Annotated in this window: 20 protein-coding genes; 14 read left to right on the top strand and 6 right to left on the bottom strand. The window is 39.9% G+C overall.

All coding sequences use genetic code 11. The annotated features are described in order from the left end of the window. The first annotated feature begins 3 nt into the window (after window positions 1–3). From ADHAQ_RS0111445 to ADHAQ_RS0111400, 10 genes are all read left to right on the top strand, one after another. A complete protein-coding gene (locus ADHAQ_RS0111445; RefSeq protein ID WP_026463053.1) occupies window positions 4–1,572 on the top strand; it encodes a SusD/RagB family nutrient-binding outer membrane lipoprotein in 1,569 nt (522 codons plus the stop codon). Window positions 1,573–2,321: 749 nt separating this feature from the next. After that, window positions 2,322–3,314 (top strand): amidohydrolase family protein, encoded by a 993-nt coding sequence (locus ADHAQ_RS0111440; protein ID WP_026463052.1) that lies wholly within the window; start codon window positions 2,322–2,324, stop codon window positions 3,312–3,314. Window positions 3,315–3,508: 194 nt separating this feature from the next. Continuing rightward, the gene (locus tag ADHAQ_RS0111435) at window positions 3,509–4,861 is read left to right on the top strand and encodes an enolase C-terminal domain-like protein (protein WP_051360179.1); all 1,353 of its coding nucleotides are present in this window, start codon (window positions 3,509–3,511) and stop codon (window positions 4,859–4,861) included. 77 nt (window positions 4,862–4,938) lie between these two features. Further along, on the top strand, window positions 4,939–5,727 hold the full coding sequence (locus tag ADHAQ_RS0111430; RefSeq protein WP_026463050.1) for an HpcH/HpaI aldolase family protein: 789 nt from the start codon (window positions 4,939–4,941) through the stop codon (window positions 5,725–5,727). Beyond that, window positions 5,724–7,187, top strand: coding sequence for a GntP family permease (locus ADHAQ_RS0111425; RefSeq protein WP_026463049.1), 1,464 nt, complete (start codon window positions 5,724–5,726; stop codon window positions 7,185–7,187). The genes ADHAQ_RS0111430 and ADHAQ_RS0111425 overlap by 4 nt, the downstream gene beginning before the upstream one ends. A 35-nt stretch (window positions 7,188–7,222) precedes the next feature. Then, window positions 7,223–8,092: a 2-hydroxy-3-oxopropionate reductase gene (locus ADHAQ_RS0111420; protein ID WP_026463048.1), complete on the top strand. Its 870-nt coding sequence runs from the start codon at window positions 7,223–7,225 to the stop codon at window positions 8,090–8,092. 29 nt (window positions 8,093–8,121) lie between these two features. Further along, the gene (locus ADHAQ_RS0111415; RefSeq protein WP_026463047.1) at window positions 8,122–9,060 is read left to right on the top strand and encodes an alpha/beta fold hydrolase; all 939 of its coding nucleotides are present in this window, start codon (window positions 8,122–8,124) and stop codon (window positions 9,058–9,060) included. Window positions 9,061–9,203: 143 nt separating this feature from the next. Next, window positions 9,204–9,716 (top strand): hypothetical protein, encoded by a 513-nt coding sequence (locus tag ADHAQ_RS0111410; RefSeq protein WP_026463046.1) that lies wholly within the window; start codon window positions 9,204–9,206, stop codon window positions 9,714–9,716. 159 nt (window positions 9,717–9,875) lie between these two features. Then, on the top strand, window positions 9,876–10,658 hold the full coding sequence (locus tag ADHAQ_RS0111405; protein ID WP_026463045.1) for an alpha/beta hydrolase family protein: 783 nt from the start codon (window positions 9,876–9,878) through the stop codon (window positions 10,656–10,658). Window positions 10,659–10,915: 257 nt separating this feature from the next. Then, on the top strand, window positions 10,916–12,187 hold the full coding sequence (locus tag ADHAQ_RS0111400; protein ID WP_026463044.1) for a serine hydrolase domain-containing protein: 1,272 nt from the start codon (window positions 10,916–10,918) through the stop codon (window positions 12,185–12,187). A gap of 217 nt (window positions 12,188–12,404) precedes the next feature. Here the strand turns inward: ADHAQ_RS0111400 and ADHAQ_RS0111395 are convergent, their stop codons facing one another. Next, window positions 12,405–13,727, bottom strand: a complete 1,323-nt coding sequence (locus tag ADHAQ_RS0111395; RefSeq protein WP_084523823.1) for an acetylxylan esterase — start codon at window positions 13,725–13,727, stop codon at window positions 12,405–12,407. Between the two features lie 339 nt (window positions 13,728–14,066). On the opposite strand from ADHAQ_RS0111395, the gene ADHAQ_RS0111390 reads away from it, so the two are divergent. Then, window positions 14,067–14,318 (top strand): hypothetical protein, encoded by a 252-nt coding sequence (locus ADHAQ_RS0111390; RefSeq protein WP_026463042.1) that lies wholly within the window; start codon window positions 14,067–14,069, stop codon window positions 14,316–14,318. 19 nt (window positions 14,319–14,337) lie between these two features. On the opposite strand, the gene ADHAQ_RS0111385 is transcribed toward ADHAQ_RS0111390, so the two are convergent. The 5 genes from ADHAQ_RS0111385 to ADHAQ_RS0111360 form a co-directional block, all read right to left on the bottom strand. Beyond that, window positions 14,338–15,402: a PA0069 family radical SAM protein gene (locus tag ADHAQ_RS0111385; RefSeq protein ID WP_026463041.1), complete on the bottom strand. Its 1,065-nt coding sequence runs from the start codon at window positions 15,400–15,402 to the stop codon at window positions 14,338–14,340. A gap of 164 nt (window positions 15,403–15,566) precedes the next feature. Beyond that, window positions 15,567–16,136 (bottom strand): hypothetical protein, encoded by a 570-nt coding sequence (locus tag ADHAQ_RS0111380; protein WP_026463040.1) that lies wholly within the window; start codon window positions 16,134–16,136, stop codon window positions 15,567–15,569. A gap of 330 nt (window positions 16,137–16,466) precedes the next feature. After that, window positions 16,467–17,348 carry a hypothetical protein gene (locus ADHAQ_RS0111375; protein WP_026463039.1) on the bottom strand — a complete coding sequence of 294 codons (882 nt, stop codon included), beginning with the start codon at window positions 17,346–17,348 and terminating at the stop codon, window positions 16,467–16,469. Between the two features lie 309 nt (window positions 17,349–17,657). Beyond that, window positions 17,658–18,299: a hypothetical protein gene (locus ADHAQ_RS0111365; RefSeq protein WP_026463038.1), complete on the bottom strand. Its 642-nt coding sequence runs from the start codon at window positions 18,297–18,299 to the stop codon at window positions 17,658–17,660. An 81-nt stretch (window positions 18,300–18,380) separates the two neighbouring features. Next, window positions 18,381–18,719 (bottom strand): hypothetical protein, encoded by a 339-nt coding sequence (locus ADHAQ_RS0111360; RefSeq protein ID WP_026463037.1) that lies wholly within the window; start codon window positions 18,717–18,719, stop codon window positions 18,381–18,383. Window positions 18,720–19,746: 1,027 nt separating this feature from the next. Here ADHAQ_RS0111360 and ADHAQ_RS0111355 point away from each other — a divergent pair. From ADHAQ_RS0111355 to ADHAQ_RS0111345, 3 genes are all read left to right on the top strand, one after another. After that, entirely contained in the window at window positions 19,747–20,883 is a 1,137-nt protein-coding gene (locus ADHAQ_RS0111355) for a bile acid:sodium symporter family protein (RefSeq protein ID WP_026463036.1), read from the top strand. An 85-nt stretch (window positions 20,884–20,968) separates the two neighbouring features. Beyond that, window positions 20,969–21,433, top strand: coding sequence for a nuclear transport factor 2 family protein (locus tag ADHAQ_RS0111350; RefSeq protein ID WP_034256760.1), 465 nt, complete (start codon window positions 20,969–20,971; stop codon window positions 21,431–21,433). A gap of 77 nt (window positions 21,434–21,510) precedes the next feature. Next, window positions 21,511–21,969 (top strand): NanQ anomerase/TabA/YiaL family protein, encoded by a 459-nt coding sequence (locus ADHAQ_RS0111345; protein WP_026463034.1) that lies wholly within the window; start codon window positions 21,511–21,513, stop codon window positions 21,967–21,969. Window positions 21,970–22,148 lie beyond the last annotated feature (179 nt).

Raw genomic sequence — 22,148 nt, 5'->3', positions numbered from 1 at the left:
TTTATGAAGAAGAAATATATATACGTCGCATTATTTGCGGTGCTTCTTGGAAGCGCAACTAGCTGCGATAAAGATTTTGAAGATATAAATACCAATAAATTATTACCGACTAACCTGGATGCAAATTACTTATTAACCCAGGCCCAGATCGGAAAAGCATCGGTAACTACTTTTCGGTACGAAGGGTCTATTGTGCAACAAGTAAATACGGCTTTATCTGGGGTATTGGAAGGAGGTAACCGTAATACGGCTATTGAAAATAATATTAACCCACCCTTCAACGAAATTTACCTGAATAGTGTAAGGCAGCTGGTTCAGATAATTGAGCAAACCAAAGATAAGCCGGAGTTAAGCAATGTGCGTAATCTGGCCCGCATCTGGAAAGCCTATGACTACATGACTTTAGTAGATACCTATGGATCGGTGCCCTATTTTGATGCAGCAAGAGGTTTCCTGGATAGTAATTTCCGGCCTGAATACGACGACGATGATGCTATTTATGAAGATTTAATAAAGGAGCTGGAAGATGCCTCTAAATCTTTAAATGCCACAACCGGAGGTAGAATTACCGGTGATTTAGTATATGCCGGCGATGTCGTAAAAAACCAACGGTTTGCTAATTCTTTGTTGTTAAGGGCTGGGATGCGCTATACTAAAGTAAACCCGACCAAGGCGGCTGAAATTGTGAAAAGGGCATTAGCAGCGCCAAGTGGTGTTATTACTAACATAAATAATTCTGATGACGCTTTTATCAGATATAATACTACGTTTATTAACCCTACCTCCAGTGTAATGCAGGGGAATGAGCGTTCAAATTATTATGCAGGTAAAGCATTCATAGATTATTTACAGAGCAATAATGACCCACGTTTGCGCCATATTGCTGTTAAATATGAAAAACCAGCACAACCTTTAAATGCCGTAGGAGCCAAAAATACAAATCCGGCGGAGCAGATAGGAATGCCATTTGGTTTTGATGAAACAACCATTGTAACTGCCCCTGGATTTCCAGGAAGAGCAGGTGCAGAGTATCGGTATTCTCAGTTTAACCGGGAAACGGTACTTAGAAATGATGCACCTGAGTTTCTTGTAACTGCTGCCCAAACTAATTTGCTTTTAGCTGAAGCCGCTGTGAGAGGGTTTATTACTGGAGCACCTGATATGGTAGCAGCTAAAACCTATTATGAAAATGGTATCAGAGCTCATATGAATCAGTTAAGATTATTTGATGCTTCTGCAACCATTACTCCTGAACAGCAAAATGCTTATATCATGCAGTCAAGTATTCTTTTCGATCCAACAAAGGCAATTCAACAGATAAACGAGCAGTACTGGGTTGCATCCTTCCGTATCTGGAACGAGGCTTGGGCTAATTTCCGGAGAACTGGATTCCCACAATTAAATCCAATAAATTTTCCTTTTGAAGATCCTTCAGTAAAAGGAGCCTTTATCAGAAAGTTGCCTTTACCACTAAGAGAAACGCAAATTAATGCGGACGCATATAAGGCGGCGTTAGGCTTTATGGGAGGAACTGATAATTTGGCCACCCGGGTTTTCTGGGATAAACAATAATATAATTTGCCCGCTTAGTACCTGGAATCAAGAGGGATTGGGCGGGCAATTATTTTTATTAAAATTGAATAAAGGTTTATTGGTTCTAATCCTGAAAACAGTTATTATTAATACATCAAAAAAGAAAGAAAACTAGCTGGCTATTTTGTGGAAAATCCAAGCAAATTTTTCTGTTAGTGTGGGGGCTCACTTCAGGAAAATACTATTTGCTAAAGAGGCCACAAAGGGTCAGAACCCACGGTACCAGGTGCCGTGGGTTATTTTTTTTAGGTGAGTTATAAATTTTTTGAAAGAATTATTTATAAACTGAACCGAAACAAATCCCAATGAACCTTTTCTTTTAAAAATGATCGATGCTTATTCTGTTTTTCTATAGCATATATGTAATAGGGCTGTACCTATTTCTCCTGCCTCCATCAAAGAAATAAATTTTTCAATTTCTAAATTTTTAAAGTGCTTTTAGTATTGAAAAATTTAAAAGAAGAGAGAGTGTTCTCTTTAACTCTGCTGGTTTATTTTCCTTTAGTCTAGCTTAAATTATAAAAATATTAAAATTCGGAAATTCTGATGTTTGTTTAAGCAAGATTTTTTGGTTACTTACAAAAAGAAATCTTAAGCTAAAAACTTAGAGTTTACTAATGCCCAATTAGAGGTTTAAAATATACTTAGCTGATTTCAAATCAGTTTTGAGAAGAAGCCTGTTAGTTATAATTCCGAAAATTTGACCACCACCAATGAGGAATTTCAATATGATAAGTAAAGTGCCGGATTTATCTTCTCTTCAGGAGAAAATAAAAATGTCGGCAACAGATAATATTAATGGCATAAACCGAAGAACCTTTTCGCAGAAAGCAGCTTTAGGTTTTGGGGCTACGATGCTTTCACCATGGCCTGATCTTTTTGCTGCTTCCGGCAATTCTCCTGTTGTGGATACCCATATCCATTGTTTTGCTGGTCCTGCTGATACGCGGTTTCCTTATCATGCCCGGGCTACTTATAAACCTGACATTACGGCTACTCCGGAATTCCTGTTGAAATGTATGCAGGAGGGAGGTGTTGATTATGCAGTTATTGTACATCCCGAACCTTACCAGGACGACAATCGGTATTTAGAGCATTGCTTGGATGTAGGAAAGGGAAAGTTGAAAGGTACTATCCTTGTCTTCGCCGACCGAATAGGTTCAATGGATCAATTATCTCGTCTGGCCAAACGCGGCGATGTTATTGCTGTGCGGGTGCATGCGTATTTACCAGACCGGCTACCGCCCTTTGGAAAACCGGAAATGCGCCAACTTTGGAAGTTAGCTGCTGATAATGGCTTGGCTATGCAACTGCATTTTGAGCCTAAATATGCCAGCGGATTTGAACCATACTTAAAAGAATTCAGGCAAACCCATGTAATTCTTGATCATTTAGGAAGGCCCTTACAGGCTACTTCTCCACTGGAGTATAAGCTGATAGAAAGCTGGGCAAATTACCCCAATACCATTATTAAGTTCTCTAATTTAAGTCCGGTACAAGCCTCTCCTGATCCTGCAATAATGCCTTATGTACAGCAAATGATAAAAGCATATGGCCCAGATCGTATGATTTGGGGAGGAGGCTTTAACCATACTTATACCGGCGCAAAATACCAGCAAGACCAAGCCTATGCCCGAAGCTTTTTAACCAATCTCTCTGCGGCTGAAAAAGCTAGAATAATGGGTGGTAATGCCGCACGATTATTTAAATTCAAGGTGTAAATCTCTGCTTTTTAATTTATAAACCAGACGATATAATTTTATTGCCTATATACTTTACCACCACAGATAAAAGCATTAAATAAATGATCAATAAAAATAAGCATAACAGAGAAAAAGCAAAAGAGGCGCTTAGCGCAGATAACCGTCGGGATTTTATTAAAAAAGCTGGTTTGGGAGCCTTGGGTATGGGTGGTATGCTTTTTTTGCCTGATGAGAAAGTAATTGCCCAGAATACCAAAAAGACCTTTAAGACCGGTCCCAAAATAAAACAGATAAATGTAACGCCAATTGCCTTTACCGATCCACCGGTACTAAATGCCGCTGGCTTACATGCACCTTATGCGCTCCGCAATATTGTAGAAGTTATCACCGATGATAATATTTCGGGTATAAGTGAAATGCACGGCGGCATTGCCAATACGAATGCTTTAGAAGCTGCTAAAGGTTTACTTATTGGGAAAGACCCTTTCCAGCTAAACGAAATAAAACGTACGCTGCAAACTCATTTTGGGAAAGAAGAAGCGCAAAAAAGAGGCGATGCCGCTTACTGGAATAATGGGCAGTTATCTACTGTTTTTGGAGCAGTGGAGGTAGCCTGTTTAGATATTATGGGTAAAATTACAGGCCGACCTGTAGTAGACCTGTTGGGCGGTAAAATGCGTGAACAGGTGCCTTTTGCAGCTTATTTGTTTTATAAGTACGAAGGAGCCGGCGGCAAATTAGGATTTAAAACCGATAATAACGCAAAGGGCTGGGCCGCGGTACGCCAGGCGAAAGCCTTAGATCCAGCCGGGATTGTGGCCGAAGCGAAAGGAATGTGCGAAGAATTTGGCTTTAAATCTATAAAATTAAAAGGCGGCGTATTTGAGCCCCAGAAAGAAGTGGATGCCATGTTTGCGCTCCGGGAAGCGTTCGGGCCAGACGTGCCGCTCCGGGTTGATCCTAATGCTTTATGGAAAGTTGAAACTGGAATTAAATACGGCAAAATGATGGACGGGCTGCTGGAATATTTAGAAGATCCGGTAAGAAGTCAGGAAAACATGGCTAAGGTAAGAAAAGAGATTAAAACACCTTTGGCCACTAATATGTGTACCACCGCTTTCGAACATATTCCCAGCAGTATCGCTTTAGGTTCCGAAGATATCATCTTAACTGATCATCATTATTGGGGCGGCTTAAAGGCTTCTATGGATGTAGGTCGTATCTGTGAAGTATTTGGGCGGGGTATTTCAATGCATTCCAATAGCCATTTAGGCATATCGTTGGCCGCAATGGTGCATTTAGGGGGTGCGTTGCCTTACTTAACCACCGCTTTAGATACGCATTACCCCTGGCAGTCAGAGGAAGTAATTACGGGAGGTCGCTTAAAATTTGAAGAAGGGTCGGTGCAGGTACCGCAAGGACCGGGCTTAGGAGTAGAACTGGACAAAAAAGCCTTGGCCCTTTTGCATAAAAATTACTTGGATAGCGGCTTAACTAAACGCGATGATGCTAAAGAAATGCAAAAAGTGCAGCCAGGCTGGGTGTTCAAAAACGACCGCTGGTAAAAATGTTACTCTAACTTTTAATTGGAGGGGAAATGCTTTAGTAGCTCCTGTGCCGGATTAAAAAATAAAATAACTTCATGAAGAACATAAAAAAGCGCCTCCAGCAGGGCGAAACAGTTAATGGCTGCTGGTTAAATCTGGGTAGTTCTTTAACGGCCGAAATAGTCGGTTTAGCCGGATTTGATTGGGTACTGATTGATTTAGAGCACGGGGCAGGCGAGGAGAAAGATGTGTTGTTTCAGTTGCAGGCCTTAGAACATACGCCCGTGGCTCCTATAATTCGGGTAGAAAGTGCGGCGCCGCAACGAATACACCGGGTGCTGGATATGGGCGCGGTGGGAATTATGTGCCCTAAAGTTAATAATGCTACTGAAGCCAGAAATGTGGTGGAAGGGTTGCATTACCCGCCTCATGGCAAAAGGGGAGTAGCCAAAATGGTGCGGGCTACCCAGTTCGGTAAAAACTTCGATCAGTATCACCGCGATGCGCAGGATACAATTCTGGGAGTAGTTCAGATTGAGACACAGGAAGTAATGAAGCATCTGGACGAGATAGCCGCTTTGGATGGCGTGGATGTACTGTTTATTGGTCCCGCCGATTTAACCATGGAATTAGGAATATTCGGGCAGTTCGATCATCCTTTATTTTTAGAAGCGGTAGAGGCCACGGTAAATGCAGCTGAAAAAGCAGGCAAAGCAACCGGGATACTGTTCTTTAATCCGGACGAGTATCAGAAATACCACAGCATGGGGATAAGGTTTATTGCCTGCGGTGCCGATGCCACTTTTGTAGCCGATGGTGCCCGGGCTATGGCTCATAAACTAAATGCTTCCAGATCTGCCGCCGAAAACATTAAAACTACATGACCTTACCCACTTTTACTACTGATCCTATTTTTATTTTACTAGTTGGTGTTTTGATTGTAGTTGGAGGCATTATCGGACTTAAGTTGCACCCTTTTTTAGCGCTGTTGTTAGGCGCTTTTGCAGTAGCACTCTTAACACCGGCTTCAGCCATTGAGCAATTTAATCTGAGCAAAGGCTTAAGCCAGGCGGCGGCAACCCAGGCCGCCAATAAAAGTGTGGGCGAGCGCATTGCTACCGAGTTTGGTAACACCTGCGGCCGCATTGGTATTTTAATTGCCATGGCCGCCATTATCGGAAAATGCATGCTCGAAAGTGGGGCTGCCGAAAAAATAATCCGGTCTATGTTAAAAATAACCGGTACCGAAAAAGCACCTTTCGCCTTTCTGATTGGTAGTTTTTTTCTGGGAGTACCGGTTTTTTTTGATACCGTTATATTTCTGATGATGCCGCTGGCAAAAGCCATGACCATGCGCATTGGCAAAAATTACCTTTTGCTGGTTCTGTGTATTACTGCCGGAGCCGTAATGGCTAATTCTCTCGTGCCACCCGCTCCCGGACCTTTGTTTCTGGTCAGCGAAATGCAAATACCCATTGGTTTAATGATGGTAACGGGCACGTTGCTGGGGCTAATTACTATCGCAGCAGGATACATCTTTGCGCTTTGGGCAAATAAAAAAATGCCCATAACGTTGCGTGATTCTTTGGATGCCCGTCTGGAAGATATTAAAAACACCGCTGCGAAAGCTGATACCCAATTGCCTTCGCTGTGGTTTTCCGTATTACCAGCCTTGATTCCGTTGGTATTTATTTGTGCTGATACTTTTTTGGATTCCTATGCTGCTTCTAATGGAGCTATTACGCAATCTGGTTTTCTAAATAAGATACTGGCCTTGATCCAGTTTTTTGGTGATAAAAATATAGCCCTGGTTGCTGGGGGGTTAGTGGGTTTAGTTTTATTAGCCCAACACAAAAAAGAAAGTAAAGAAGGCATGACATCTTTTGTGCAGGCTGCTTTACTAAGTGGCGGGGGCATAATTTTAATTACCGCAGCCGGTGGCGCTTTTGGAGGTATGTTACAGCAAACCGGTATAAGCGCCCGCATTGCCGACATGACCAAAGAATACCAGATGGCATTAATTCCCTTGTCTTTTTTTATTGCTGCTGTTGTCCGGACGGCACAGGGCTCAGCTACTGTGGCTTTAATTACGGCTTCGGGTATTTTAGCCGGTATGGCAGCCAGTGCGCATTTAGAGTTTCATCCGGTGTATCTGGGCTTGGCCATAGGTTGTGGTTCTAAAATAATCCCTTGGATGAATGACGCCGGTTTCTGGATTGTGTGTAAAATGAGTAACCTAACGGAGCAGGAAGCCCTCAAGACTTTTTCTCCCATGTTGGTGGTAATGGCTTTTGCCGGATTAGTGGCTATCATGATTGCCGCTCAGTTCTTCCCCTTGATATAAGTAATAAGTAAAATTGTTTTGCAGATTCTCATAATATGAAAAAAATAGGATTTATTGGATTAGGCATCATGGGCAAACCCATGGCCCTGAATTTATCTAAAGCAGGTTACGAAATACTGGTACTGGGAAAAAATAAAGCTGCTAATGAATTGGTAGCTGCGGGCGCCCAGGCTTGTGCTACAAATAAAGAAATAGCCCAAAAAGCCGATGTTATAATTACCATGGTGCCCGATTCGCCGCAAGTAGAAGAAGTAGTTTTAGGAGCAGATGGCGTTTTGGAAGGTATCAAAGAGGGTGCTTTGTTTATTGATATGTCTACCATTGCTCCGGCTACGGCTAAAAAGATCCACCAGGTATTACAGCAAAAAGGAGTAGAAGCTTTGGATGCCCCGGTTTCAGGTGGCCAGGTGGGTGCTGAATCGGCTAGTCTTTCTATAATGGTTGGGGGTAGCCAAGCTGCTTTCCAAAAAGCTTTGCCGTTATTCCAGGCCATGGGTAAGAATATTGTACATATCGGCGAACCCGGTGCTGGCCAAACTACTAAAGCTTGCAACCAAATGATTGTAGGGATGACCATTAATGCCGTAGCTGAAGCCTTTACCTTAGCCAGAAAAGCCGGCGTTGACCTGGAGAAAATGCGCGAAGCCTTGCTGGGTGGTTTTGCCCAAAGCCGCATTCTGGATTTGCACGGGAAACGAATCATTGAGCAAAATTTTAAGCCTGGCTTTAAAGTAAAACTGCACCGCAAAGACATGAACATTGCTTTACAAGCCGGTCGTGAATTCTCGGTACCACTTTACGGAACAGCTCAGGTAGCCGCTCACATGGATGCACTTATTGCTCAGGGAAATGGCGAATTAGATCATAGTTCTATAGCTTTGTTTTTAGAACAGCTTTCCCAGTAAAAAAATATTGGTACCACTAACAATACAACATGCCAGTAGAAGGTATTGTAGAAAATTTGCACTTTACGCTATTTAAACCACCTAATCAGGAAGTAAAAGCGTGTGTTTTAATTTTACACGGTATGAAGGAGCACAGCGGTCGCTATGCTGATTTTGCTCACTATCTAACTGTGCAAGGTTTTGCTGTGCTGACTTATGACCATTTGGGCCACGGCCTTACGGCAAAACAAGCTGATGATTTAGGCTTTTTTCATTTGCAAGACCCTACCGCTCTATTGGTTACTAATGCCCGGCAAATAGCTGATTACCTACAAAATTTATATCCGCAAGTACCGCTTTTTCTCCTGGGGCATTCCATGGGTTCGTTTGTGGCTCGTTGTCTTTTGCAACAGGCAGGCAGTGGGTTCGCCGGAGCAGTGCTGGTAGGTACAGGTGGCTATATGGATAGTGCCAAAGTTTGGCAAATTCTTTTTGGATTTCTAAATAAAATAGCTCCTAAGCAAAAAAGCTGGTTAATGAATAAGGGTTTCCGTTGGATAAATAACCTCCGTTTTAGGAATGAAAAGCCCAATGATGGTACAAACTGGTTGAGTGTTAACAAAGAAAACAGAACTAATTTTCTGCAAGATCCCCTCTGCGGAAAGGACTTTACCAACAATGGATTTTACACGCTGCTTTCCTTGGTAGTACAGGCAACAGAAAAAGGTTGGGCTAAGGCTATACCTAAAAAGTTGCCTCTGCTTTTTGTGAGCGGGGAAGACGATCCGATCGGTAACTTTGGCAAAGGGGTACGCGAAACGGTAGAAGCGTTGCGGCAAGAGGGCTTTGAAAATATTGTTATGAAGTTATACCCGGGAATGCGCCACGAAATATTGAATGAAGAGATAAAATTGCAAGTGTATCAGGATATTGAACGGTGGCTTTCGGCCGTAGTAAATTTGCCTTTAAATAAGGCAACAGATAGCTAATATATACATCTTGGTAAGCCCGTAACAGAATTGGGCAATAGTGGCAACAGGATATTTTAGTGATACAATAAATTTTCTTTTCAACGACCAGTGGTATTAACCTCAGTAAACAACTTTGCCATTGTCTTAAATTATTAATTTAATTGAAAATCAATTTTATTACTTGCTTAAAGCTGTGCCGGGTAAATAAAAAAGATGTTGTGCAAAAGCTACTGCTGCTTATTATTATATGTCTGGCAGGCTGTACCATTCCTGCAAAAATATTTTTTCAAAACTTATCTTCTGAAAAAGTTCGGCTCCAATGTACTTTGGTTGATCGCCGGCAATTTGATAAACTACCGAACAAGGTAGATTTCTTTGAGACAACTACCATGAAAAAGCAAACATTGGGAGTTTGGAAGGCAAGGGGTTTTGTTGCTTGGCTAGATACCACAACTTTTTACATTGATGTTCCAGCTCATACCGGTGTTGATGTGGCTGATATTTCCCGGGGACTTGTTGTGGGAGCAAGGCATCCAAGCGTATTATTGCTCTTAATAGCCCAAGGTAAAATAGATACTCTTACAACCGGTGATTATTCTTCTTTAGCCGCTAAATTCAAAGCCACCGGTTATGGGGTATTTAGATCTCCTGTTTACTACTATAATTTAAATTAACCCGATTACACGCTTAAAGCTAAGAGCATAAAGAACCTAACTAAGAGGAAAAATTTGTGTTTTTATTATTTTAGTAAAATAGCAGTACAAGATCATTTCTATTTCTAGGATTATCTTTGACCTTGTCGAAAGTATAAATTTTAAATACTTTATTATACCATGAAAAAGCTTTTGATCCTGGCTATTATTTCTTCGCTTACTTTTTATTGCGTACCAGGAAAAAGAACCAGCTTTAAGGAGGAGAGTGGTCAGGAGTATGCTGTGAATGTTGATACCCTCACATTGGTTGATTTAACCAGAAACCGTAAAATTCCGGTAGCTTTTTATGCTCCTCCTGTAGTGCCCCAAGCAGAAAAACAAAAAGTAATAATATTCAGCCACGGGTACGGGCAAAACAAAGGAGGTGATTATCTGGCCTATTCTTACCTAACGGAGAACCTGGCTGCAAGTGGATATTTTGTGGCAAGTATTCAGCATGAGTTGCCAACTGACAGTTTAATGCCACGAACAGGTATTCCTCAGGTTGTCCGGCGGCCTTTTTGGGAAAGAGGAGTGGATAATATTTTGTTTGTTATAATCCAACTTAAAAAACTAAAACCTGGCTTGGATTTCACTGATCTTGCTTTGATAGGACATTCAAACGGAGGGGATATGGTGGCTCTGTTTCCGCAAAAGTACCCGAATGTGGTAAAAAAAATTATTACGCTGGATAACCGAAGAATGGCACTTCCCATAACCAAAACAAATCCTGAAGTTTATTCTATACGATCCAGCGATCAGGCTGCTGACGAGGGTGTATTGCCTACCGCCGAAGAGCAAAAGCAATTTGCGATTACCATTGTAAAATTACCTAATACAATTCATGATCATATGGACGATCACGCTAATGCTGAGCAGCGAAAAGAAATAAATAATTACATCCTGGATTTTTTAAAGAAGTAGCTATTTGGATGGCTGGGAAAACGTTAAATTAAAATTTCCAATTCTTAATAAATTTAAAGTTTCCAAAGCCAATCTAAGAATTTTGTGTATTAAATAAGTTGATTCTGGACAGATCTTATTACGTATTAAAGCTTGTTTTGAACATACATAAACTTTTGCAATCAACTTTTTCCTATATATTTTAATTACTGTTTTTGTTATTTTTACAATTATCCACCACAATTCAACTAGTACCTTTTATAAAAATATAAAAACCAATGAATAAGCACCTCATAGCCATATTTGGAATTTTTTTATTTGCTTCGGCCTTTCAAATTCCCGGACCAGACAATAAAGCCAGAAAACTTCCAGTTGTAGTTGATAAATCTGTGAAAGCCCGAATTGATGCTACCCTAAAAAGCTTCGTGGATTCTGGTAAAGTAGCCGGCGTATCGGCCTTGATTTTTGAGAAAAATAAAGAGGTTTATCAGAATGCGTTTGGTTACGCTGACCGGGAAGCAAAAGTGGCTATGGGTAGGAATACCTTGGTGCGCATCTACTCCATGACCAAGCCAATTACCGGTACGGCCCTGATGCAGCTTTTTGAAAAAGGTGCTTTTCAGTTGGATGATCCGTTAGCTAAATACTTGCCGGAGTTTGCTGATATGAAAGTTTATAAGGGCGTGGATGCTTCCGGAAACATACTTTTGGAACCGGCCAGGCGTCCAATTACCATTCGCGACATTACCCGCCATACAGCCGGCTTTGCAGTTGATTTGAATTTGCCGGGACTAAGTGAGTTGGTTAAGGAAAAGGATGCTATGAATCCTAATAATACGCTAAGCGAAATGGCGAAAAAGTTGGCAAGCCTGCCGCTTCAGTTTCAGCCAGGTGAGCAATGGGCGTATGGCCCGTCAGTTGATGTGCAAGCTTATTTGGTGGAGCGTCTTTCGGGTAAACCTTTTGATACGTATTTACAAGAAAATATTTTTACTCCCTTGGGCATGACCAATACCCGGTATGTGCTTCCGGCAACCGACAGGAAAAGATTGGCTGTTACCTATCGGAGAAGCGATGACGGAGTATTAACCCGAGTTTCTGATGATGAAACTTCTTTTAACATTAAAAATTACCCTTTAAAGCCAGGTGGTTTTGGTCTTACCTCCACGTTAGATGATTACATGAAGTTTGCTAGGATGCTGGTAAATAAAGGTAAATTAGGCAAAGCCACCATTTTAAAGCCTGAAACCGTAAAGTTAATGGCTACTAATCACTTGTCAGAAGATATTACGCAACGCATGTGGTTGCCTAGCAAAGGCCAGGTTGGCTTTGGTATTGATTTCGCGGTGCGTCTTCGTCATCCGGCTTCCAAAGAAGAGAATCACGGAATTGTGGGTGAGTTCTTCTGGGATGGAGCTGCCAGTACGTTATTTTGGGTGGATCCGGTGAATGAAGTAACGGCGGTGTTGTTTTTACAACAAATGCCTTTTTATGGTAAAATTCATAAAAGCTTCCGGGATGCGGTGTACGGGGAATACAAGCCTATGTAGTAGGCTTAAGTAAGTAAGTAAGTAAGTAAGTAAGTAAGTAAGTAAGTAAGTAAGTAAGTAAGTAAAGCTTATTTAATAAAAAAGTGTTAGTAGCCTTTTTGATAGAAACATATGGCTACCAACACTTTTTGTTTAAGGTAAAGCTAACTAGTTTATCTCTTTGGAGTTGGGGTAATCCTGGATAAGCAACTTGTGAATCTTTAAATGATAGATGAGTTTATTTGCCCTGTAATTTGCCAAACAACCAAGGGTTAGTTTTTTCATATTGCTCCGGGTAAGTCCAGTGGCCGGTTTCCAGGGCCAGGAATAATTCTTTCGGGGCGGTAATTAAATTATAGGCGGCATGCATGGAAGTAGGCGGACAAGTTTCATCGTTAAAGCCCCAGGAGTAGTAGCCTGGTACTTTTACCAAACGGGCAAAGTTTACTACATCGTAATATTTAGATGTTTCAATTTTATCTTTTTTGGCGTTAAAGCTGGAATTGTTTTTATCAAACAAATGGGGCCAGCCCCCGGCGCGGTTGTGCAGATAGCCAGTTAAATCGCTCAGAGCAGGGTAGTAGGCAACCAAATATTTTACGCGAGGATCTAAGGCTGCTGTAACAATACTTAAGGCACCACCCTGGCTGCCGCCGGTTACGGCCAGGTTTTTACCATCAAACTGGGGTAAGCCTACAATAAAATCGTTGGCCCGAACACAGCCTAAATAAACCCTCTTGTAGTAATAGCGGTCTTTGTCGTCCAAGCCATGAGTCCAATAATTGCTGATGGCCCCCGCCATCAAATTACTATATACACTGGGATCTAGATTTACCGGTACGCCATGAATGCCAATTTCAAATGTAATAAATCCTTTTTCGGCAGATGCTATATCGCCATTGTAGGGGCGGGCACCTGCGCCAGGCACTTTTAATATTGCCGGATATTTTCCTTCTTTTTTAGGCACGCATAAGATGCCATACAACCGTGAATTAGGAGCATAGTTCTGTAAACTCACGTGGTAAACATTTACTGTTTCGGTACCCCGTTCGGACAGTAAAGTCATGCGGGCATCCATAGGTATCTTGGCTGCTGTTGCTTTGGCATTGTCCCAAAACGATTTAAAATCAGCTGGAACATCCGTGGTAGGTTGGATCTTGGATGGTTCAAAGCCTGCTGTAGCTAAGCCCCGGTATTCTTTGCCGTCTACAGTGGCTGTCGCAATACACCGTAAAAAGCCAGGAGTTTTCAATGTGCCGCCATCAATTGTTTTCTCGCCCGACGCAAATGTTAAGGTCTCCGTTTTTACCGGATCCATTTTTTCTGGCATTATTTCATACTTGACCTTCGCATTTTTAACCGGATTGCCATACTGTAATACCGAAATAGTGAATTTTACCGGTTCTCCTGTTTTATACTCCCAGTTGGCATGATCGGGAGCAACAATTACTTTAACAATTTTTTCGGTTGGTTGAGCCCAGGTACTGAAGCTCAAGAGTAAACTCAGCAGGAGTAGGAACCAGAGTTGGGTAAATCTTAATTTTTGTGGAGGAGAGATCATAGAATAGTTTAAGTTAACACAGATCTCTAAATATATAGGAGCTTTTATATTTTTACAATACTTATATGCTGTTATTCTTTAAACCATCTTTTTTTAATGGCTAAAAAAAAATCAGCGGAAGTTTTTTTTCTTTTTAAGCTTATTTATTTGATTGTGTTATAATTAACGGCGATAGTATACGTTGATTTTTCTATAAAGGGTTTTGAAAATAAAGCCTTTTTTATATTATATTTGTTAAGTGCTAGTAGTTTCTTAAGATTATACTAAAATAAGGGGAACTCTTGTACTAGTGTAGTTGGTTTGTTTATTGATATTTAAAAATACTGATCCTTACTTCTCATGCTTGATCTGATTAACTTTATTGGTGCTGCGGTGGCGTTTAACTTGTTGTTCTTTTTATATGCCTCCACTAAAATGAAAAACAAATTCAATCCGGTTCATACCACATTATTTGCTATCATTTTTAATATACCTTTATGTATTCTGATTGCAACTGTTTATACCATTACCCTGGCATATGCGGTTTATCTGGGTGCTGGCGAAGAATGGGTTTGGGAATATCTAGAACATAGCAGTACATCTGAATCCTAATCAACAGGTTTTGTTTAGGTTAAAAGAGCGGGAGCTGCTTACCAGCCTTGGTACAAAACAAACCATAATTAAATGGTTTTATGCTGCGCCCGCCTAAATACCTTTGCTTGCTCATCCGGAACAAATTACCAATTGCTTCGGCAAACTGACCTTCACCAGACATACGTCTTCCAAACAGGCTGTCATTTAGATCTCCTCCATGGCAGGCAGCAATCTGTTTTAATACTTTATCAGCCCGATCCGGGTAATTCTTTTTAATCCAATCGGTAAATATATCTCCAACTTCTCCATTTAGGCGCACTATATTGTAGGCGGCTGAAGAGGCTCCATGCTCGGCTACCTTCTTTATAATGGCCGGAATTTCATGATCATTCAATCCGGGAATAATAGGAGCAATCATTACATTAACCGGAATACCAGCTTCTGCTAATTTTTTTACTACTTCCAGGCGTTTTGGAGCAGACGCTGTACGCGGCTCCAAAGTCTGGCGCAATTTTTCATCCAGGGTAGTAATGCTGATATTTACGTGGACAAGATCTAATTTATTTAGTTTTTTCAGGAGGTCCAGGTCGCGGAGAATAAGGGCATTTTTGGTTATAATGCTTACCGGGTGACGGTATTGCAATAATACTTTTAGCATCTGCCGGGTAAGTTCCTTTTTTTGTTCAATAGGCTGGTAGCAATCCGTATTGCCGGCTAACATTATCGGGCGGACTTCCCATTTGGGATTTTCTAACTGTTGAGCTAGTACTTCAGGCGCATTTTCTTTAATAATTATTTTTCGCTCAAAATCTAAGCCGGCACCATAGCCCCAGTATTGGTGCGAGTTTCGGGCATAGCAGTATATGCAGCCATGTTCGCAGCCCTGATAAGGGTTCATAGAATAAGATAAGCCTAGGTCCGGGCTGTCTACAGAATTAATTATTTTTTTAGGATTTTCGGAAAAGTATTCAGTTGGTGTGCTGTTTAGTAAAGGTTCATCCAAGCCTTCTATATGTTCGGTTACATATTCATTTTTTAAAAATTTATTGGCTGGATTAAATTGGGCACCCCGGCCCTTGAGATAATTACCTGCTGCTTCCATCCCTTAAAAGTAGAGAAAGAAGAAAATATAAACAAAATAATTGCTAAAAAAATTAGAATTTGTTGTGGTGTAACTAATGTAAAATAGATAAATACTATTAAATTTAGTTAAAAACAAAGGCCGGAGTAATCCGGCCTTTGTTTTTTTTTAGGTTAAAAATGAGTTTAGAATCCAAATGGCTCAATTAAAGTTAGGGTACTAAAAAATATCCGGTATAACTGGCGTAAACGTACAGGATCGGTAATTCCTTCTTCTATTATTAATTCTAACCGGGAGTCATCAGACGTTTCATCGCCTGTATTTTCAGGTAATACTATTTCAAAAGTAAAATCCGATAAGCTTAAAAGTACCTCCCGAATGTTATCATCGGTAAATAGGGTCCGGACTCTTGATTCGTCATTAGTTTTGATAATAAGTTTATCATCAAAATGTGGGTACCCTATTGATATATCCTGCATGCCCAGCATTTTCCCTAGATCATCAAAGAAGCTTTCTTCGTGTACGGCAAATCTAAATCCGCTGCGGTTGGTAAAAGGCGCACTGAAAATAGTAGTAGCATAACCGCCTTCAAAGCCACCTCCTAAATCAATATCTATGTCTAAATGAATCGTTTTATTCTGTTGGTGAATAACAGCCCGGTACTGGAGCAAGTCTTCCTGCTGGCTTAAATCTGCTTCAATCTGGCTCCAAACATCATCTTCGTTATGCCCTGAAATTTCTTTTTCTTCCTGCATATTTTTACTAATAGTTTATATGATGCAGTACGACCTGAAGATAAAAAGGATTAAGATTTCCCTATATTTAACTTAGAATTCCTGGTGATGTTACTGGAAAATATAATTAGTGCCTGCTCTTCTGATTCCTTAAACCTGGAAAATATAATGGATAGCACAAATAGAATTTTAAGTTATTGAGTAAGCAATTAGAATAACTAAAAATTTTCCTTGTGCCAGAATAACAAGATTTGGTTAATTTTCTTTAGTCTGGTAGAGAGCTTTAAAAAGGAAGAAAAAAAGACCACAATAAATTATTTACTGTGGTCTTAGCTTAATTTCTAGTTGTTATTAATAACGGTTATTATCATTGTCACGGTCATGGCTATTGTAGTCATAGCCACCCCGAGGTCTGTCCCGCTCGTTTCTGATTCTTCCGGTTTGTGGATCATAGCGTCTATCTCGGTCATCGTCCGGATAGCCACGATGGCCATCATAGCCATAGCTTAAGGAGCCAGCCATATTGCCTTCGTTATAATCGGTACCGTAGCTGTAGTTACGATCCTGATCGTTGCCGCTGCCTTGCCGGTTTTTAGGTCTTTGGTTAGAACCATAATGCCGTTGTTCATTTGGCTGGTCGTCCATGTTGCGATTAAAGTCAAAAGATGGATTTTGTTGGCTGACATTGCCGTACTCCCCACGATTATAATGGCTTTGGGCGTCATCGTATATTTCATAACGGCTATCGTCGTCCCGGTTTCTATCGTTCCGATAGGTTCGGTTAGGATCAGGGCGGTTTTCGCGATGGTCCTGAGCGAAACGGCTATTTTCGTTATCACTAAAACTGTTTTTATCCCAATAAGCACCGTAAATCTGGCGTTCATGGCCTGGTCTTCTTATGGTGTCGCGTCCGTGGCCACTGGTGCCATCAAAGCCACTTCTGTCTTCATGCCGATGGCCGTAACCACCCCGGGCTGAGCCATAGCCCTGTGCGCCACCGTAACTTCCCATGTTGCCATAGTTATTAGAGGCGCCTTGTGTAATCCGCTGGTTTGCCTGGCCCCGGTCGTCCTGGTGATTATCGTGACGGTCGCCGTATTGGTCACGGGCCGTACGGTGATCCTCAAAACGGTAGGCACCTCTGTACATAGAATCTTTGCTTTGTCCCATATCTCTGTTACCGCCCCGGTTGTTCCGGTCTTGGTAATCGTTCTGATCTTCTCTTCTATTCATAACTTAAGATTTAAGTATATAAAAAATACATCTTTATTTTTAACGGGAGAAGTTGTTTGCAGTTTGGATATGCTGGTTTATTTTATTAATTACTAGCCATACTTCAGGAAAATTTATGGGTGTATAGCTTCCTGAATACTATAAGAAGCTAGATTTTACTGCTATAGATTAATTTAAAAAAAGCCGTTGTATTCAAGCTAGTTAAACAATTTTGTTTATGGAGAGTAGGGGGGATGCAGTTAGGAAAGGAGTAAATCAAAAAAAAGCAGCTGTTCTTGTTAAAACAGCTGCTCTGCAAATTCAATAGGTTTATTTTTCGGTTGGATCCTGCCAGGTATCTAATTTGATTTTTTCAATGAGCAGGTAGTTTTTAAACTGATGGACCATTTTGCTCATTTCCAGTTCGGTCGCTTGTAGGTCAGCCATTTCACTGTCAGAGCCTTCTAGTACTGGTTTTAGCTGGGTTAAACTTACCTGTAACTGTTCTATTACCTGGCCGGATTGATTTCTAACTTCTTCTGGTAATGTCTCATTCTGCACATTAGCTTCCATTTCGCCTATATATTGTTCTAAAAAAAGAACCATATCCCAAGGGTTGTTTGGTTTATTCCAGATAAACTCGATGTTACAGCGACGGCATTTATATTTATTTGCTTTCCATCCTTTTTGGTGTTTAGCAGTGCCCGTTAATTTTATATGAGAGCTTTTGTGGCATTTAGGGCACGCGGCATTATCTACGATAATGGAACCAAGCTTTTCCCGCTTTTGCGTTATGTGCTCCCGCGCTTGGGCATGGTTAAATATTTGCGTAGTTAATTTTTCGCAAGCAATTCCTAGTTGCTGATGTTCCTCACTAAGTGCTCCTTCCTTAATTAAATGGTCGGCACGCTTCTGGAAAAATTTAATAAGTTTTATTAATTCGCGTTCGTTAGGCTTTAAATATTGGTTCATGAATAAATATCGGCAAACGTAGATGCCAAAAATAGGTATTTATTTTGTAGCGTATTTAATAGTTTTAACTGGTGTGTATTTTTAATAAGTGGAGGACGTTTCAGGTGTAGCAAATTCCATAATTTCCAGCACCTCATCTTTGCGGACGCCTAAAGGGCAATAAATTTTATCTTTGGAAACCACTACAAAGGTATGTGGGGTTTCAAAAATGGCATATATTGGTTTTTTGTAAACCGGGCATGTTTCGCCAACCTGAGCTACTACCAATATTCCTTCAAATTTAAAAATTAACCGGAAGATTCTTTTATCTAGAACTTCCTCCTGGGTAAATTCCTCTACAAGATCTTTTATATAGGCATAATAAGCCTCCTGCTCGTAAATATTATCTAATTCTGGTAAATAAAATGTAAAGGTACTCATGGCAGCCGCAGGTATGTTTTAATTTTAAAATTAGTAGTAATTTAGTTTTTTGTGTCCGTATTTCCGGCCGGTGGATTCTTTTAATTATACTGATTTTTGGTTAGAAAGATTTAGGGAAATTCTAATAATTTAATTCAAAATTAGAGCCTTACTTTTATAAAATGACATACCTATTGCAGGAATATGTTTAATAAGTGGGGAGAAACAAAAAGCCAGGCTTTTACTTTTTAAGCTGGTTTTTAGCAACTACAATTCTAAGAATTAGAAAATAATACTTTTATGTTGCCTATAATAGGTTGTAGTAGATTGATCTTATCACAATTGGGTCTCTTGCTGTCATAAGTATAATCAAATAAACTAACCATTATAGGAGAGGGATGGAGGAACTGCGGCAGAGCATCTTCTTCATTTCAGGTAATTTTGCAGGATACAGAACTAAAGATGGTATTCTTTACCCTGTATTTTATACAATATGGCTGATATTCAGTTAATATATAAACTATAAATTTTTTGGAAAGGTGTATTCGCTGATGAAGGTTGTTATTTTAAAGGATATTATATAATTTATACATTTATAACATACAGCATTATGTGTTGATTATTTTTTAACATATAAACGAAAAATTTAACAAGTGTATTGTAATAATAAAGTAAGGTTGAATTTATTATATCCAGACTTTATTTAATGGTAATTCATAAATTTTGAATTAATTTTTTTACATTCTATCTTGAATCCCGAAAAGTTGATGGAAGTAGGTGCGCAAATAAGGATTAAATGAATTTATTTAAGACGGTGAAGTGAGAGCAGGTGGTTTTCCTTAGATCTTAATAATAGTTGTTTAACCTGGTGTGGTAAATTACAGAGCCTTTCAGAAAGTGTTAAGTTCTCCACGGATTATAATAAATTAAATTCCTATGATTTGGTTTAGATCTCCGAAGCAGGGGGAGAATAAAGATATGTGCTATATTTTTTAAAAAGGATAATAATATTAAATTACATATTCCACCTAACAATTCTTTAACATAAATGAACACTTACAAATTAGCATTAGGCGTCGCGGCCTTAAGTTTACTCGCTGCAATTGCTCTTTACCTTGCCGGGAATGCAGCAACGGCAGGCCCACTTTTAATTCTTTTCTTTGCCGCTTTAGGTATCGGGTTTAGAGGTTATGCTGTTACCAAAGGGTTTGCCTACACCATGATGATTTTTGCGGCCGTTACTACCGCTTTAAATTATCCGCAGTATTTTGTTCAGGTTGGTGATTTTAGGTTTGCTACTTTAATTACACCGCTTATTCAGATTATTATGTTTGGTATGGGTACTGAAATGGGACTAAAAGATTTTGCAGGGGTATTAAAAGAGCCAAAAGGAGTGTTAATTGGTTTAATTGGTCACTTTACTGTAATGCCTTTGTTAGGTTTCTCACTGGCTAAAATGTTTGGTTTCCCTCCGGAAGTGGCGGCAGGTGTTGTACTTATTGGTAGTATGCCGTGCGGTTTAGCTTCTAATGTAATGTCTTACCTGGCTGGTGCCAATTTAGCTTTATCTATCACCTTAACCGCCATTGCTACTTTGATAGCTCCTTTCATGACTCCAATGTGGATGAAATTATTAGGTGGCCAGTTTGTTGAGGTAGATGTGCTGGATATGATGTGGGATATAACTAAAATGGTTGTATTGCCAATTGGCGGAGGCTTAATATTTAACAAATTCTTCAAAGGAAAAGCAGCCTGGTTAGATAAAGCGATGCCTTTGGTTTCCATGTTTGGTATTGCTTTTATTATTACAATTATAACTGCTGCTGGTCGCGACAACTTAATGGTGATTGGCCCTGCGCTTATTTTGTGTGCCTTTATTCATAATACTGGTGGTTATGCGTTTGGTTATGGTATTGGCCGTTTATTAGGTTTAAGTGAGCGTAATGCCCGTACCATTGCTATTGAAGTAGGTATGCAGAATGGTGGTTTAGCTTCCGGTTTAGCTAAAGAAATGGGTAAAGCCGCTACCATAGGTTTAGCTCCGGCTGTATTTGGTCCGATTATGAATATCACCGGTTCCATCCTGGCTTCTTACTGGCACAAAAATCCTCCGGTACTTACTGAGGCAGAGATTGCTTCTGATCGGGAGGTTATGTTAGCGGGTGGTCACGGTCATGGCCATTAATCGATTTAAACTAAACTGGCTATAAATATGGCAGGCTAGTTGTATAGGAAATAAAGATTACTAAAATCTTAATTATAAAAATATTATGAAAAGAATTATCTGTATTCTGATGTTATCGCTGATTTTTGCTGTGGCTTCACAGGCACAATCAGCTTCTGCCCAGTCGAAAGATGAAAAAGATGTGGCGGCAGCAGTAGATGTTTACTGCAAAGCCATGGTAGATGCCGATAAAAACCTATTAGAAAAAATTGCTGCTCCGGAAATTAGCTATGGCCATTCAAGTGGTTTGGTTCAGGATAAAGCCGCTTTTGTAAATGGCGTAATTAATGATCCGATTGATTTTCTTACGGCTGAGGTTTCTAATCAAATGATTCGGGTGGCAGGTAATACCGCTTTGGTAAGACATACTTTTAAGTCTAAGGCAACTAATAACGGTAAGCCAAGTGACATCAACATTCAGAATTTATTAGTTTGGCAAAAGCAAAAAGGGGAATGGAAGTTATTAGCCCGTCAGGCTTTCAGATTGCCAACTCCTGCTCCAACTAACTAAAATTAATTTATCATCATAATAAAATTTAATAAGAACAGTCTCTACGGGCTGTTCTTATTTGTTTAAATCAATTAATAATGGTCTTAGATAAAATAGAAAACGCACACTTGTATACTTCTCTTGGAGAAGGAATTGCTCAGGCATTTAAATTTATAACAACTACTGATTTCGCAACTGCCGAACCAGGTAAGCACGAAATTGATGGCGATAAAGTATTTGCTTTTGTTAGTGAGTACGATACAAAGGAAATTACTGAGGGTATAACTGAAGCACACCGGAAGCACCTGGACGTACAATTTGTTTATTCCGGTTCAGAAGTGTTTGGATATGCGCCGTTGAAAGCCCAATCGGTTACTCAAGATTATGACGATGAAAAAGATTTAATATTGTTTAAAGCTGATTTATCTTTTAATAAGCTGGATGCCGGGATGTTTGCCATTTTCTTCCCTGATGATGTGCACATGCCAGGCGTAAAGCTTGCACAGGATACTACTTCAAAAGTAAAGAAAGTAGTGGTTAAGGTGCGGTTAACTTAAAAGTACCTGTTGCTTTATAGTTGTCATTCTACCAAGTGAAGTATTCTAAATAATAAATTTATTTGACTAAATTTTTATTTGCCATATAATCCTCTGACAAAAAAAGTAATTGTTTATTTAGAATTTTCAAAGTTGTTTTATAACTTAATGAAGTTCTGAACTTTATAAAATGACAATTT

This window comes from Adhaeribacter aquaticus DSM 16391, from assembly GCF_000473365.1.
Classification (GTDB): domain Bacteria; phylum Bacteroidota; class Bacteroidia; order Cytophagales; family Hymenobacteraceae; genus Adhaeribacter; species Adhaeribacter aquaticus.
This window is presented reverse-complemented; position numbering and strand designations above follow the sequence as displayed.

Excerpts from the sequence above, each read along its gene's own strand:
- ADHAQ_RS0111445 (WP_026463053.1), top strand. The coding sequence starts at position 4 with ATGAAGAAGAAATATATATACGTCGCATTATTTGCGGTGCTTCTTGGA.
- ADHAQ_RS0111395 (WP_084523823.1), bottom strand. The coding sequence starts at position 13,727 with ATGATCTCTCCTCCACAAAAATTAAGATTTACCCAACTCTGGTTCCTA.
- ADHAQ_RS0111400 (WP_026463044.1), top strand. The coding sequence starts at position 10,916 with ATGAATAAGCACCTCATAGCCATATTTGGAATTTTTTTATTTGCTTCG.
- ADHAQ_RS0111380 (WP_026463040.1), bottom strand. The coding sequence starts at position 16,136 with ATGCAGGAAGAAAAAGAAATTTCAGGGCATAACGAAGATGATGTTTGG.
- ADHAQ_RS0111345 (WP_026463034.1), top strand. The coding sequence starts at position 21,511 with ATGGTCTTAGATAAAATAGAAAACGCACACTTGTATACTTCTCTTGGA.
- ADHAQ_RS0111375 (WP_026463039.1), bottom strand. The coding sequence starts at position 17,348 with ATGAATAGAAGAGAAGATCAGAACGATTACCAAGACCGGAACAACCGG.
- ADHAQ_RS0111390 (WP_026463042.1), top strand. The coding sequence starts at position 14,067 with ATGCTTGATCTGATTAACTTTATTGGTGCTGCGGTGGCGTTTAACTTG.
- ADHAQ_RS0111425 (WP_026463049.1), top strand. The coding sequence starts at position 5,724 with ATGACCTTACCCACTTTTACTACTGATCCTATTTTTATTTTACTAGTT.
- ADHAQ_RS0111385 (WP_026463041.1), bottom strand. The coding sequence starts at position 15,402 with ATGGAAGCAGCAGGTAATTATCTCAAGGGCCGGGGTGCCCAATTTAAT.
- ADHAQ_RS0111420 (WP_026463048.1), top strand. The coding sequence starts at position 7,223 with ATGAAAAAAATAGGATTTATTGGATTAGGCATCATGGGCAAACCCATG.
- ADHAQ_RS0111430 (WP_026463050.1), top strand. The coding sequence starts at position 4,939 with ATGAAGAACATAAAAAAGCGCCTCCAGCAGGGCGAAACAGTTAATGGC.
- ADHAQ_RS0111350 (WP_034256760.1), top strand. The coding sequence starts at position 20,969 with ATGAAAAGAATTATCTGTATTCTGATGTTATCGCTGATTTTTGCTGTG.
- ADHAQ_RS0111435 (WP_051360179.1), top strand. The coding sequence starts at position 3,509 with ATGCTTTTTTTGCCTGATGAGAAAGTAATTGCCCAGAATACCAAAAAG.
- ADHAQ_RS0111440 (WP_026463052.1), top strand. The coding sequence starts at position 2,322 with ATGATAAGTAAAGTGCCGGATTTATCTTCTCTTCAGGAGAAAATAAAA.
- ADHAQ_RS0111355 (WP_026463036.1), top strand. The coding sequence starts at position 19,747 with ATGAACACTTACAAATTAGCATTAGGCGTCGCGGCCTTAAGTTTACTC.
- ADHAQ_RS0111365 (WP_026463038.1), bottom strand. The coding sequence starts at position 18,299 with ATGAACCAATATTTAAAGCCTAACGAACGCGAATTAATAAAACTTATT.
- ADHAQ_RS0111405 (WP_026463045.1), top strand. The coding sequence starts at position 9,876 with ATGAAAAAGCTTTTGATCCTGGCTATTATTTCTTCGCTTACTTTTTAT.
- ADHAQ_RS0111415 (WP_026463047.1), top strand. The coding sequence starts at position 8,122 with ATGCCAGTAGAAGGTATTGTAGAAAATTTGCACTTTACGCTATTTAAA.
- ADHAQ_RS0111360 (WP_026463037.1), bottom strand. The coding sequence starts at position 18,719 with ATGAGTACCTTTACATTTTATTTACCAGAATTAGATAATATTTACGAG.